Below are 12,360 nucleotides of genomic sequence, written 5' to 3' on the forward strand. Positions count from 1 at the left end.
TGGTCTCTATACTCGTATCTTACTGAGGGGCTCTATTTTTTTCAAACCTGATATTTAACGATCTACAGGAATGCTAATTTGCCCCTTTAGCACAAAAAGAAAATGAGCTGCCGCTGCACCTCATTTTTAAACTCTTGCATCTGATAGTTTAAGTAGATTTCTAACCCTCATCTAATCACTTAACATATATAGAAATTTTAATAAAGGCGCAGGTACATACTTATCTTTTCTATAAATGAATACTGTTTTGACTTTTCCAAATGGTTTCGGGAGTGAATGCTTTCTAAGAGTTCCTTCTTGTATTTGTTGTTCAACAACACTTTGTGGAACCATACTTATACCTAGGCCAGCAGATACACACCCAATGATTGCATCCAGGGTTCCAAATTCCATTATCTTTTTAGGAATCACCCTCTCTTGATGAAACCATTCTTCAAGCTTTTCCCGATAAGAACATCCTGTACGGAATACAAGTAGTGTCCTCGTTTGAATATCTTTGATAGAAGATATGGCTGGATGAATTGTATCAGTTACAAGTATCATTTCCTCTTCAAATACTTCCTTTTGAATGAGATCGGGGTGTTCAATAGGTCCAGCCACAAATGCTCCATCAATTTCATACTGAAGAACACCACGAATATTTTCTTCCGTAGAACCTGTTTTTAGAGTTAGGTCAACGTCGGGATAATCTTTAAGATACTTTGAAAATATGGCAGGTAAGCGCACTGCGGCAGTTGTTTCCATAGAACCAATAATTAAAGGACCTTTTGGTGTTTGATCATCATTCATCACGTTTCTTGTTTCTTCTATAAGATCAAATATTTTTTCCGTGTATGTTAATAACATGCTTCCTTTGGCTGTTAAAGCAGCCCCACGATTATGTCTATAAAATAAGGTCGTTTGAAGTTCCGCTTCCAATTTCTGTATTTTCATCGTGATATTAGATTGTGCATATTGAAGTTCTCTTGCTGCCTGTGAAATACTCCCCAGCTTTGCAACAGTCTGGAAAACTTTTAATGTTTGCAAATCCATCAAAATCCTCACCTCTTTTTTTGCCATCTGATTAACTGATAGCTAATATCAATATTATGTATTATTCAATATATCAGATAAGAGATATGATTTAAATATAATCACTTTATTGGAGGTTTTTAGTTGAAGAAGCAATCTTTTCTTTTTTTAATAGGGGGAATACTGTCACTAATCATTGCTATGGGGATTGGAAGGTTTGCCTATACTCCCATTCTTCCACTTATGCAAAAGGATCTATCTTTTTCGAATGCAGTTGCTGGATATATAGCATCAAGTAATTACGCTGGATATTTGCTTGGAGCAATTTTAGCAGGAGCGGTACCTTTGAAAAAGTATCGAGTGATTATCTTAAAAATAAGTCTAATCATCAGTATATTAACCACTGCCATAATGGGTCTAACATACTCTCATTTCCTTTGGTATGTACTACGATTTCTATCAGGGGTTTCCAGTGCTTATGTGTTGGTCCTAGCCTCTGGTATCGTGTTAGATAAACTTGCTACTATAAACAAAACAAGTTGGTCTGGTTTATTTTATGGAGGGGTAGGTTTGGGAATCTGTTTATCCAGTCTTTTTATTCCGAGTTTAAACCATTTAAATCAGTGGGAAGGTACATGGATTGGATTAGCTGTTGTCAGTGCAATCCTATCTATCTTCGTATGGATATGGCTAGATGAAGCCACCAACGTTGTTGAGTTAAAAAATAAAGAAGATAATTTTGCAGTTGTCCCCCCAACGAAATGGCTCCTATGGTTGACCATTGCCTATGGTTTAGAAGGATTGGGTTACATTGTTACAGGGACATTTATCGTATCTATCGCTGAAAAGACCCCATCCTTTCATAATGGGGCAACCCTAGTTTGGATGATGGTTGGTTTGGCTGCGATTCCATCCTGTCTCATCTGGTCTATACTAGCAAAAAAATGGGGCTTCGTTAAATCCTTAGTTCTTGCAATGACATTACAATCCTTGGGGATGGCGATGCCAGCCTTTTGGATTTCGAAAACTAGTTTTATCATAAGTGCTTTATTATTTGGAGCAACGTTTATGGGTATCACTACACTTGCTACAACATTGGGACGACAAATAAATCCATCTAATGGCAGTCGAACGATTGGCATACTAACTGCTATTTTTGCTATTGGACAGTTGATAGGACCCATCCTTTCTGGGGTCTTATCATCATTCACTCATAATTTTAATACTGCTTTGATTGGAGCATCTAGTGTCGTTTTAATTGGGGCGGGAATGCTTTTAAATGGTATTCAGTTTGAGAGGAAATCTTACGTAAAAGATGAGGGATACAAATGTTAATTAATGAAATGACAGAAATATTAAAAATAAAATATCCAATTATACAGGCTCCAATGGCAGGTTAAGCGGAAGCATCAGGCAGGAATTATATAGGAAGTTTTTTAGAATAAATAAGCAACGCATCTTATGATAGCGTTGCTTTATTTCACTCTTGTACCCGTTACTTTAAGTGTAAGCCTTTACAAAGTTAAGATGTATCGGGTTAGTTTAAGAGGTGTTTCATTACGGAATTACATAAAAGTATGTGATTTAAACTTCTTTTATTTCTAATCCACGATCTCCAAGGGAAATATTCTACACTTGGTCAACGATTCTCTCTTCTTCGAGAAAATAGTTTCATATTTTCAAAAAAAGTATTTACATGCAAAAAAACCCCTTTTACCAAATAAACCCTTTATTTTTATTCAAACTGCCTAATTGATAGCCCACATTTTTGTTTTTTTTATACAATTACACTAAATGGAATACCTCATACAATAATCTTGCAAGGTCAAATGAAACCGCTTTATTAATGATACATCTCGCAAAATAAAAAGGGAGGATCACAAACGACAAATCATACATTGATCCATCATTTTTCGCTTCTTTGCTCACCAGTGAACAAAGAAGTGTGTCAAATGCAGTCACTCACCTAAAAATTGTTTCACTAGGAGGAAACATTCATGTCAACTAGCGTTGATGAAAAGAAGTTATTGGATCCAGAATTTGAACACACTCCTGTTCCCAAAGAATACCGCAAAAAATTATCGTCCGTTGCAGCTGTTTGGTTTGGTTTCCCAATGGTATTAACCAGTGCAGTCATCGGCGGACTAATCACTGCACAGCTTGGCTTTAAAGCCGGCGCCTTAGCGATGCTGCTTGGTAATTTGCTCCTTTTCGTCATGGTAGGCTTACTAAGCTATGATGCCGGACGTTCGGGATTGAACTTTTCCCTGACTGCACAAAGGACATTCGGACAATCGGGTTATTATATTATTTCCGGATTACTTTCTACAGTTGTAATCGGCTGGTTTGCTCTTCAAGTCGGACTTACTGGTGCTACGATGCATGGGTCATTTGGTGCTAGTCTGTTAATAATGACCGTCATCGGCGGGATTCTCTATGTTGCAGTAACTTATATCGGTATTAAGGCTTTATCTATCTTAGGGTGGATCGCAGCACCATTTTATTTTCTAATTGCCATTATTGCGATTGTTATGGCAATGAAAACCGGTAACTCTGATATTTTAAACTATCATCCTCATGTTTCAAACGCAATGTCATTTGGAGCTGCTGTAACGTTAGTATTCGCCGGATTTGCTGATTCAGGTACAATGACAGCGGACTTTACCCGTTGGGCAAAAAATGGCCGTGAAGGGATGTTATCAACCATTTTCGCCTTTCCAATCGGGAACTTTATTGCCGAGCTTGTTGGAGGAATTATTGTAGCGACTGGAGTTATCCCAAATCCAACTTCAACTGGTGGGGACTTCATGTCAGTATTAGCAGGACATGGTCCATTGCTTACCATCTTGTCTATCCTTTTTGTCTTTATCAATTTGGGTTCCGTCGGTACACATTGCTTATATAATGGCGCTGTTGGCTGGTCACATATGACTGGTAAAAAAATGAGACCTATCACGATTATTATTGGTATAGTCGGTTTAATCGTCGCAGTTTCTGGCATTTATAATCACTTTTTCAACTGGCTCGTTCTTCTTGGGGTAATCATTCCGCCTATCGGAGCAATTATGATTATGGACCGCTTGGTTTTACGAAAAAATAATTCGGCAAATTTAGTAAACTGGAGACCAATGGCATTCATTGTCTGGATTTTGTCTTCTGCCATCGCATTATATTGTAACTTCTACGCACCACATCTTTCAGTAGCTTTTGTTGGCCTTGTATCTGCAGCAATTTTCTATGGGATTGGCAGCAAGTTAGTCAAAGGTTCCGACTCTATCCCTGAAATGAAATAAACAGATAAGAAAAAGCCGTCTCCTTTTTTTTGTAAAGGAGTTCGGCTTTTTTATTGCTTACGATTACACTGGGGGAATATAATTCCTTTTAGAATTTCTCTTAAAATATCAAGAATATTTTCCAGGCCGATCACACCCTTTCCTTAAAAAGAAAAGAAGATCACCCATCGGCTACCCTCACAACTATTCAGTTGCTACTCCTTTCTACCATTTTCTTCACACCTAAAAGCCTATCAATCTTCGACAAAACTAGAGTGGTGACAGGCACCAAAAGTAGATAGTTTTTCTTTGGGGTAATGAGAGGTTGGCGGAAACAGTCCATTTGTTTTGAAACTAAAGCACCCGTTCAACAAGAAAAAGTATATTATTTCAATTGTTTGTTTAAATTTAAGGGATTCTCAAAATTAAAGATTTATAAGTAACTAGAAATGGTAGAATACACTAGCAACTTAATACCTCCTATCATATTATATAGCAAGTCCAATAAAGAAAGGAGGTCTTTTGAAGTGAAGTTAAATTATGAACGCGCAAAGCATTTAAAAGGTAGGATCATACGCTTTCGACATGAAAATGGAGAATGGGTCGTAGGTAAAGTCGTAAATGTTAAAAAAGATGGTCTGGAAATTGAGGGATTGGATTCTTCCTACTCAAATAAAAGTGATGGATATGCTTTTCCGTTTTTTAGTCCATTCTTCTGTCCATTTAGGTGTTTCTTTTTTGACCCCTTCTTCTGTTTCTTTTAAATAAAGCTGTCAGCAAGTCGTTTTCTGCTAATGCAGTTAATTCTTTGCATTCGTATGTAAATCGCTGATTCTTCCATCCATCGCTGAGCTTCTTTCATGTATAAAAATGTACAGTAAAGGACAGCTTGGTTCGTTTAAACTGTCCTTCTGTTTTTTAATCCTATTTTCAGCTATCATGCCCGTTAGCACAAGAAGAAAGCCGCCAAAAATGGCAGCTTGATCTTATCACATGATAATGGACCACAAGCTTTTGAATCCCCTAAAAACATGTTTTGGGGGCACCGTCCAGGGGCGTTGCCCTTGGCGCAGATTGTTAAGGGATCGGTTCCCTTAACGCGGGAGATTGCCCGAGGGGGCAAGGTCTTAAGCTTACATCGTTTGTTTCCATAGGACTACACAAATGGATATTATTAATGATTGATTTTTTAGCCGATTTTTTATCAGGTATGGTCGGTGTATGAACTGGTGCTTTGGATACCAAAAAAATTGACAATAATATTGAAATGCTAAGAAACCATCCCACAACTAATAAGCTATAACAAAAAATTGGACTACTCAATTCCTTTTTATTAGCATTCTCCTAAAATAGAAAGTCCCAATAAGGAAACCCTAATAGGACTTTTTAAGATACTCATAGTCTTTTGCAACAAAATCATTTATGAATTGAAATAAATAAAGTCACATCTTTTCTAATATCATTTTTACCCAACTTTAAAAATGTAAATCTCTTCTGCTTATTTCCCTTTCTAACAAAATAATAAAATGGATATCCAGATTTAATGCTTTTGCTTTCAAATAAGTATTAATTAGTAATTGAGTATCTATACTTTGAATCATATTTTTCTTCCTCCTTACACTACAAAACATCATTCGTTACTTTGAAATATATTGTACTCAAATGAATCAACTTTTTTATGGATTCTTAAAACCCATCTGCTTACTCTTTGATTCTTTTAATCAACGTACAGTAATCCACATGTGTGGTATGCGAAAACATGTCAACAGGTTATACTATAATGTTTTAACTACCCATAAACCACACTTCAAAGGGAACTAGCGAGATCCCCAACCGCCTTGACGCGAATAAACAACGCGTTCCCCGGCAGATAAGCGAGCGGAATATCTTCGACCGAAACAATGGACACGGTGCTTTCATCCGCTCCTGCTCTCATTGCTTCTTTAGCAGCAAGTCTTTTAGCGTCTTCGATCGCTTCTTCTCGTCTCATTCGTTCCAAACTATAAATTCTTTCTATTTCTCCACTCACATGGCCGAGAGCTGCACCAATCGCATTTGCTGCATCATAATGATCAGGACAAATAACATTCGATATTCCTTTTAATGAATCAGTTACAATAATACTTCCACCACCTGATAAAATAAGAGGGATATCTTTAGAGCTTGTTTTCATCTGATCGATCGCTTCTTCCAGCATCTCTGTCATTTTGGCAAATACTTGCTTACAGAACCCCATTGACAGAAATTCGACTTGTTCCTTATGACCTTCAAATGCACGTCCTAAACGAGTGACAATATCTGAGGTAGTAAGTTCTTCACCGCCAAAAAGAATCGCTTTTTGCGTTATTTCATAGCCAACACTATCTGGTCCAATTGTAAAACTACCGTTTGTTGTACAAATACGGGTACCTCCACCTAAAGCGATAGATAAAATATCAGGCATCCGAAAATTTGTGTTTACCCCACCAATGTTAACGGATAAAGACGACTGCCTCGGAAACCCGTTTGATAAAACACCAATATCACTTGTCGTTCCACCAACATCAAGTACCATCGCATCTCTTAAACCTGATAAATGAGCCGATCCTCGAATCGAGTTAGTAGGGCCACATCCCATCGTTAAAATAGGATAACGAAGAGCATAGGACTCATTCATGAGCGTTCCGTCGTTTTGACTGAAGAACATTTCTGCTTCAATATCGAGTTCTTTTAACGCCTTAGCAAATCCAATCACAATCATTTTGCCCGTTGTCATTAATGCTGCATTTAAAATGGTCGCATTTTCGCGTTCTAATAAACCAATGCTTCCAATTTCATGCGAAAGCGAAACAGGAATATCACCAAGCTCTTCTTTTGCCCATTTTGCAACGACTTGTTCTTGTTCTTTATTAACCGGGGAAAATACACCCGATATCGCAATGCTTTCCGCATTTCCCTTTATTTCTCTGCAGAATTGAACGACTTCTTCTTTTTTCAACTCACTGATTAGCCTTCCGTCAAACTCGTACCCGCCTGAAATAATCGTAGATGCAACTTCGACGTTTTCTCTCAGATCCTTTGGCCAGTCGGTGAATGGGGGGATAGAAGTCGTTGCAGGCCACCCAATCCGTATGACACCTACTTTATTTAGACGCTTCCGCTCAACAACCGCATTTGTACAATGAGTTGTTCCGAGCATGGCATACCTAATATCACTACGCTCTATTCTGCTTTCTTGTACCACTTTTGCGATGGCTTCAAAGATCCCACTTTCTACATCTTTTGTAGTTGGTACTTTAACCGTATGAATGACTTGTAAATGCTCGTCTAGTAAAGCTGCATCTGTATTAGTTCCTCCAACATCTACTCCTAAGCGATACATTATCTTCTCTCCTTCTGTAGAACTTCTACTGGTTGATAGTCAAAATCGTACCCAAAATAACGAGGTCCTGCTGTTTCAATTCCTTTTTGAGTTCTCCATTTATCATGGCAAGGAAATGCAACGACTACAACACGTGCACCATATTTCATACGTTCTGTCGTAATCGGAAAACCCGTTTCTACATCTAATACAGCTATTAAATCTGGTGTAGAACATACTAGATGCTCGTCTTCTTTCGCAACTAAATACTCGTTTTGAAAATAGATAGTAAAAGTTTTCCCTTGGTCATTACGACTACCGTCCAACGTTGCACTACCTATTGTAAAGCCTCCACTAAGCCTCCGTTCAATGTCCGCAATTTTCCCTTCAAACAAACGATATCCATTTAATTCCTCTAACATTTTATTGATTCTTACTTGTTCTTTCACTTGATTATCTAACAAATATTCACCAATTCGTTCAACCAAAGAAAGTGTATCAGGAATAACCGACATCTTGACATCCTTTCCAAACAGACTATACTCACAAACAGATGAGCTTCCTCCCATTTCAATCGTGAGAGCACGTGATAATCGTTCTGTCCACATTCCATCTTGTGGATACAGCACAACCGTGTTTCCTTTCTCATCAGCCATCGTAACAGGTGATGGGTCAAAACCGCTCAAGTAGAAGGTCACCATTTGAGCTTCTGGAAACGCACGTCCCATCGCATCCGCATCTAACATTGGCAAACCTTTTTTAGCAGCTGCGATAATTGGAAATAAAGAGTTGATCCCTCCTACTTCAATTGGCATTACCACATCAATTTTTCTTCCCAGCACTTTTTCTAACATTTCAAATGGTGCTGTCATTTCATGTTCTGACGGTATTTTTTCAATTACGACAGTTGGGGCACCCATCCCAGATACAGTTACTACCAATTGGTCGTCCTCTAATTCATCTAATGAAATTAATTTCACAGGTCCATATTTTCGAATAGCTTCTTTAGCCATCAATTTCCCAATATAGGGATCTCCGCCACCGCCTGTTCCTAAAACGGCTGCACCTAATGCGATTTTTTCAATTGTCTGTTCATCTATATATCTCATTTTCCAAACTCCTCGCTCTTTCCAGTATTGATATTCACTTGTTGAAATGAATCCATTTTTTGTTTCAAAAGTTTTCCTAACACTGCTTGTACAATGAACCCGGTTAAAAAGCCATCAAGGGAAGAGATACTAGTAAGCGAAATTAAGGATAATCCTAACGGCTGTGCGGATGTCAAATATGTAATAAGCATTCCTACTACCCATGAAATGATCGATCGAGTTACTACTGGTTGCGCTTTCATTTTTTGTTCATAACGCTTGAACTCTTTTTTAACTAAAAAGAATTCAGCTACATAAATGCCACCAATCGGTGCGATCACGATCGCCAAAATATCTAAAAATGAAATAAATTTTTCGTAAATACCGAGGACAGCTAGCATCGTTGAAATGATGCCTAAAATAATCGTTAACCATTCTTTACGAACTTTCATAAAAATCAACGAAAAACCTAGCGAAGAAGAATATAAATTCGTTGTATTCGACGTCCATTGTGCAAGTGTTAATACGAGTACTCCCGGAATTGCTAGTCCAAGCGCGATAAAAATTTTCATTATATTGTTTGTTCCCATTGCCTCCAACATTAGAATGGCAAGGACAATCATGATGCTATTCCCGATGAAAATACCGAAAAAAGTGGCAATGATGGCATCCTTCCTGCTTTTTGACCATCGGGTAATATCCGGTTGCGTCGTTGCGCCTACGATAAAAATACTTATGACAAGCGAAATTGCACTACCAAATGTAAATTCTCCAGCTTTCGGAACACTCTCCGGCAATGAGTGGCTTTTCAGTGTTAAAAATAAGGCAAGTAGCATTAATCCTAGTATTAGTGGTACAGACCATACACTTAATTTCTCAATAGCCCGGTACCCAAAAATTGCCGTAGTCATCATCAGCAAACCACCAATTAAAGAAAGGATCTTAACATTAATGGATAGGTGAAAGGCATCTTGTAAAACCGCGTGTGCGTTAGTGGCAAAAAAACCCACTTGCACCCCAAACCACCCAAGTAAGGATGTTCCAAGGATCAGAGAAAACACTTTAGTACCATATTCACCAAATACATACCTTGTGATCATTGATGTAGAAAGATTGGTGTAAGAACCGACAATTCCACAAATCGTGCAGATAATGGCAAGAAGAAGCGATCCGATAAAAACAGATAAGATCGCTTGATTTAACTGCATTCCATTCGCTAATTCCGCTCCTAAAATTACCGAAGATAAATCCACGCCAATGGCGCACGAAACGAAAAACATCGAAAACCATGATCTTCGTAATTCCTTTGGTACGGCCTCCCGTGCAAAATCAGAAATAACCTGTTCCTCTTTCATAGACGCAGCCCCCTATTTATAGTATTAATTTGTTTTTACCAATGAGCTTTTACTTTCATCAGAGTAAACTGCGTTTTCATGATCGTTATAAATTCCGTTCCAATAAATGCTCCAAGTTTGCTCTACCCGTCTTTTAAATTTCTCTTCCTGATGATAGAGTAACTCCAAAAAGATCCCGTCCATTAAGCATAGAAAGGAGACAATTAAATCATCAATAGGTTGATTTTTTAACACTCCCTGTTTAATTCCCTCTGAAAAGATACCTTTAAGCATTTGACCAAGAAAATCTTCTATCTCGCTAAACGTATTTCTTACTTCATCAGTCAAAGTTGGAGGAAGGAAAAAGGTAAATTTCATATAGGCTGCCGTTTTCTCAGGTTCACTTAAGTGATAATCACATATCGCTTTTAATATTTGATAAAGCTTTTCTTTGACCGTTCCATTTGATAAGTTATCAATTGAACTTTTAATGTGACGGTGATTATCTTGTAACAGGTCTTTATATACAGCAATAAATAGATCTTCCTTACTTTTATAAAAAGCATAAATGGACGGAGTTTTAATCCCAACCTCTTTAGCGATGCTGGAAAGGGTCGCTTTCTCATACCCCTTCTCAACTAAATGCCTGTAAGCAACTTCTTTAATTTTATTTTTCGTCATCAACATTCCACCTAACTAATTTAGTTAGGTAGAATTATAACAAACATTCCGACAATAGTAAATATACTTATTAAATTAAATTTTCCTTATATTTGGGGTAGCACTTATGGGAGATTAATCCTTTTTCTGGTTGTTGCGCCAGCTTTCCTGATTTTATTTTAAATAGAAAGGTATTTCTATTTCGTTTTACCAGTTAACCTTATACTCTATCTTCAAGAGGCTCAGCCTTTTTTTTAAAAACTGGTTTTCCTGGGTCTATTTTTTCATGCCTTTTTTCATTTTTTATTTTCATGGGAGCTCAACAAGAAAAAGCTGCCTCAATGACAGCTCTGATCTTAAACTCAAGCACCGGTTAGTTGAAGATGACTCATACACAAGTCATTTGTTGAAAGAGCTTAATTTATATCTTATACTGCCGTCGTAATGGTCCATACAAAAGGATCATTCATTTCATTCCAATTTTGTGTCATCTCCTCATTAGTCAACAAACATCTGTCTAAAGAGGCTTTTACAAGGTTTTTATCCATGCCGATTCCAATTAGGACAAGTTCATTTTTCCGATCTCCATACTTTTCATCCCAATCATCTCTTAATTCAGGATTTTCTTCAAAATACTGAGCTTGCTGTTCAGAAGGTAAAGAGGCTATCCAGTAAGAAACGGGCTCTAATTGTATCGATGGACCAGCTTGCGAAAATAATAAAGCTACGTCATTTCTAGTTGCACACCATGCAATTCCCTTTGCCCTCACTATCACTTCAGGCATTTCCTCTACCCAACGATTAAATCTTTCAGAATGAAATGGAACCGAACTTCTATAAACAAAGGAGCTAATCCCATACTCTTCCGTTTCAGGGTTATGCTCAGGTGCTTCTAATTCTTTTAACCATCCTGCCGATTGGCTTGCAGTTTCAAAATTAAATAACCCTGTATTCAATACCTCTTTAAGTGGAAGTTTTCCGTTTACGGTATGGTGGAATTTTGCTTCAGGCTGGAGCTTTCTTAAAAATACCTCCAGTTGTCTTAATTGCTCCTCTTCTAATAAATCACATTTATTTAGGACTAAAACATCACAAAACTCAATTTGGTCTATTAATAAGTCCGCAACAGATCGACCGTCATCTTCGCCTAATGCCTGATTTCTTTCTAATAGCAGGTCGCCAGAGGCAAAATCGTGCCAAAACCTCTTTGCATCTACCACCGTGACCATGGTATCGAGCCGACAATACTTGGTCAGGTCAATCCCCAATTCTTCATCAATATAAGAAAATGTTTGAGCAACTGGTACTGGTTCGCTAATACCTGTTGATTCAATCACAATGTAATCAATGTTTCCTTTTTGGACGAGCCGTTCCACTTCCTTTAAAAGATCTTCTCTTAAAGTACAACATATACACCCATTAGTTAATTCTACCAGTTTTTCTTCCGTCCTATTAAGCCCGCCTCCTTGTTTAACCAATTCGGCATCTACGTTAATTTCGCTCATATCATTGACGATAACCGCAACTCTTAATCCCTCACGGTTTTGAAGAATATAATTTAATAACGTTGTTTTACCTGCACCTAAATAGCCACTTAAAACGGTTACTGGAATTTTAATATCTTTCATTTTATCCTTCCTTCCATTTTACTTAAA

11 protein-coding genes are annotated in these 12,360 nt (G+C 37.6%); 2 read left to right on the forward strand and 9 right to left on the reverse strand.

From position 1 onward, the window contains the following. Positions 1-171 precede the first annotated feature (171 nt). On the reverse strand, positions 172-1,032 hold the full coding sequence (locus tag AC59HZ_RS19390; RefSeq protein ID WP_496547448.1) for a LysR family transcriptional regulator: 861 nt from the start codon (positions 1,030-1,032) through the stop codon (positions 172-174). Between the two features lie 123 nt (positions 1,033-1,155). Here AC59HZ_RS19390 and AC59HZ_RS19395 point away from each other — a divergent pair, with 123 nt between their 5' ends. After that, entirely contained in the window at positions 1,156-2,346 is a 1,191-nt protein-coding gene (locus tag AC59HZ_RS19395; RefSeq protein WP_496547449.1) for a YbfB/YjiJ family MFS transporter, read from the forward strand. A gap of 450 nt (positions 2,347-2,796) precedes the next feature. Here AC59HZ_RS19395 and AC59HZ_RS19400 read toward each other — a convergent pair whose 3' ends face one another. Next, positions 2,797-2,973, reverse strand: coding sequence for a hypothetical protein (locus AC59HZ_RS19400; protein WP_496547450.1), 177 nt, complete (start codon positions 2,971-2,973; stop codon positions 2,797-2,799). 35 nt (positions 2,974-3,008) lie between these two features. On the opposite strand from AC59HZ_RS19400, the gene AC59HZ_RS19405 reads away from it, so the two are divergent. Then, positions 3,009-4,304, forward strand: coding sequence for a purine-cytosine permease family protein (locus AC59HZ_RS19405; protein ID WP_496547451.1), 1,296 nt, complete (start codon positions 3,009-3,011; stop codon positions 4,302-4,304). 779 nt (positions 4,305-5,083) lie between these two features. Here AC59HZ_RS19405 and AC59HZ_RS19410 read toward each other — a convergent pair. The 7 genes from AC59HZ_RS19410 to AC59HZ_RS19440 form a co-directional block, all read right to left on the reverse strand. After that, complete coding sequence (locus tag AC59HZ_RS19410) at positions 5,084-5,224, reverse strand: hypothetical protein (protein ID WP_496547452.1); 141 nt, start codon at positions 5,222-5,224, stop codon at positions 5,084-5,086. 534 nt (positions 5,225-5,758) lie between these two features. Further along, positions 5,759-5,917 carry a sporulation histidine kinase inhibitor Sda gene (sda, locus tag AC59HZ_RS19415; RefSeq protein WP_496547453.1) on the reverse strand — a complete coding sequence of 53 codons (159 nt, stop codon included), beginning with the start codon at positions 5,915-5,917 and terminating at the stop codon, positions 5,759-5,761. 173 nt (positions 5,918-6,090) lie between these two features. After that, a complete protein-coding gene (locus AC59HZ_RS19420; RefSeq protein ID WP_496547454.1) occupies positions 6,091-7,644 on the reverse strand; it encodes an ROK family protein in 1,554 nt (517 codons plus the stop codon). Continuing rightward, positions 7,644-8,732 (reverse strand): S-methyl thiohydantoin desulfurase family protein, encoded by a 1,089-nt coding sequence (locus AC59HZ_RS19425; RefSeq protein WP_496547455.1) that lies wholly within the window; start codon positions 8,730-8,732, stop codon positions 7,644-7,646. The genes AC59HZ_RS19420 and AC59HZ_RS19425 overlap by 1 nt, the downstream gene beginning before the upstream one ends. Further along, positions 8,729-10,066, reverse strand: coding sequence for a cytosine permease (locus AC59HZ_RS19430; protein ID WP_496547456.1), 1,338 nt, complete (start codon positions 10,064-10,066; stop codon positions 8,729-8,731). Before AC59HZ_RS19430 ends, AC59HZ_RS19425 begins: the two co-directional genes overlap by 4 nt. A 24-nt stretch (positions 10,067-10,090) precedes the next feature. Next, positions 10,091-10,726, reverse strand: a complete 636-nt coding sequence (locus AC59HZ_RS19435) for a TetR/AcrR family transcriptional regulator (RefSeq protein ID WP_496547457.1) — start codon at positions 10,724-10,726, stop codon at positions 10,091-10,093. A 407-nt stretch (positions 10,727-11,133) separates the two neighbouring features. Continuing rightward, complete coding sequence (locus AC59HZ_RS19440) at positions 11,134-12,333, reverse strand: GTP-binding protein (RefSeq protein WP_496547458.1); 1,200 nt, start codon at positions 12,331-12,333, stop codon at positions 11,134-11,136. Positions 12,334-12,360: the final 27 nt, after the last annotated feature.

Source organism: Neobacillus sp. DZ-9 (genome assembly GCF_059587065.1).

Excerpts from the sequence above, each read along its gene's own strand:
- AC59HZ_RS19405 (WP_496547451.1), top strand. The coding sequence starts at position 3,009 with ATGTCAACTAGCGTTGATGAAAAGAAGTTATTGGATCCAGAATTTGAA.
- AC59HZ_RS19420 (WP_496547454.1), bottom strand. The coding sequence starts at position 7,644 with ATGTATCGCTTAGGAGTAGATGTTGGAGGAACTAATACAGATGCAGCT.
- AC59HZ_RS19435 (WP_496547457.1), bottom strand. The coding sequence starts at position 10,726 with ATGACGAAAAATAAAATTAAAGAAGTTGCTTACAGGCATTTAGTTGAG.
- sda (WP_496547453.1), bottom strand. The coding sequence starts at position 5,917 with ATGATGTTTTGTAGTGTAAGGAGGAAGAAAAATATGATTCAAAGTATA.
- AC59HZ_RS19430 (WP_496547456.1), bottom strand. The coding sequence starts at position 10,066 with ATGAAAGAGGAACAGGTTATTTCTGATTTTGCACGGGAGGCCGTACCA.
- AC59HZ_RS19390 (WP_496547448.1), bottom strand. The coding sequence starts at position 1,032 with ATGGATTTGCAAACATTAAAAGTTTTCCAGACTGTTGCAAAGCTGGGG.
- AC59HZ_RS19425 (WP_496547455.1), bottom strand. The coding sequence starts at position 8,732 with ATGAGATATATAGATGAACAGACAATTGAAAAAATCGCATTAGGTGCA.
- AC59HZ_RS19410 (WP_496547452.1), bottom strand. The coding sequence starts at position 5,224 with ATGATAGCTGAAAATAGGATTAAAAAACAGAAGGACAGTTTAAACGAA.
- AC59HZ_RS19440 (WP_496547458.1), bottom strand. The coding sequence starts at position 12,333 with ATGAAAGATATTAAAATTCCAGTAACCGTTTTAAGTGGCTATTTAGGT.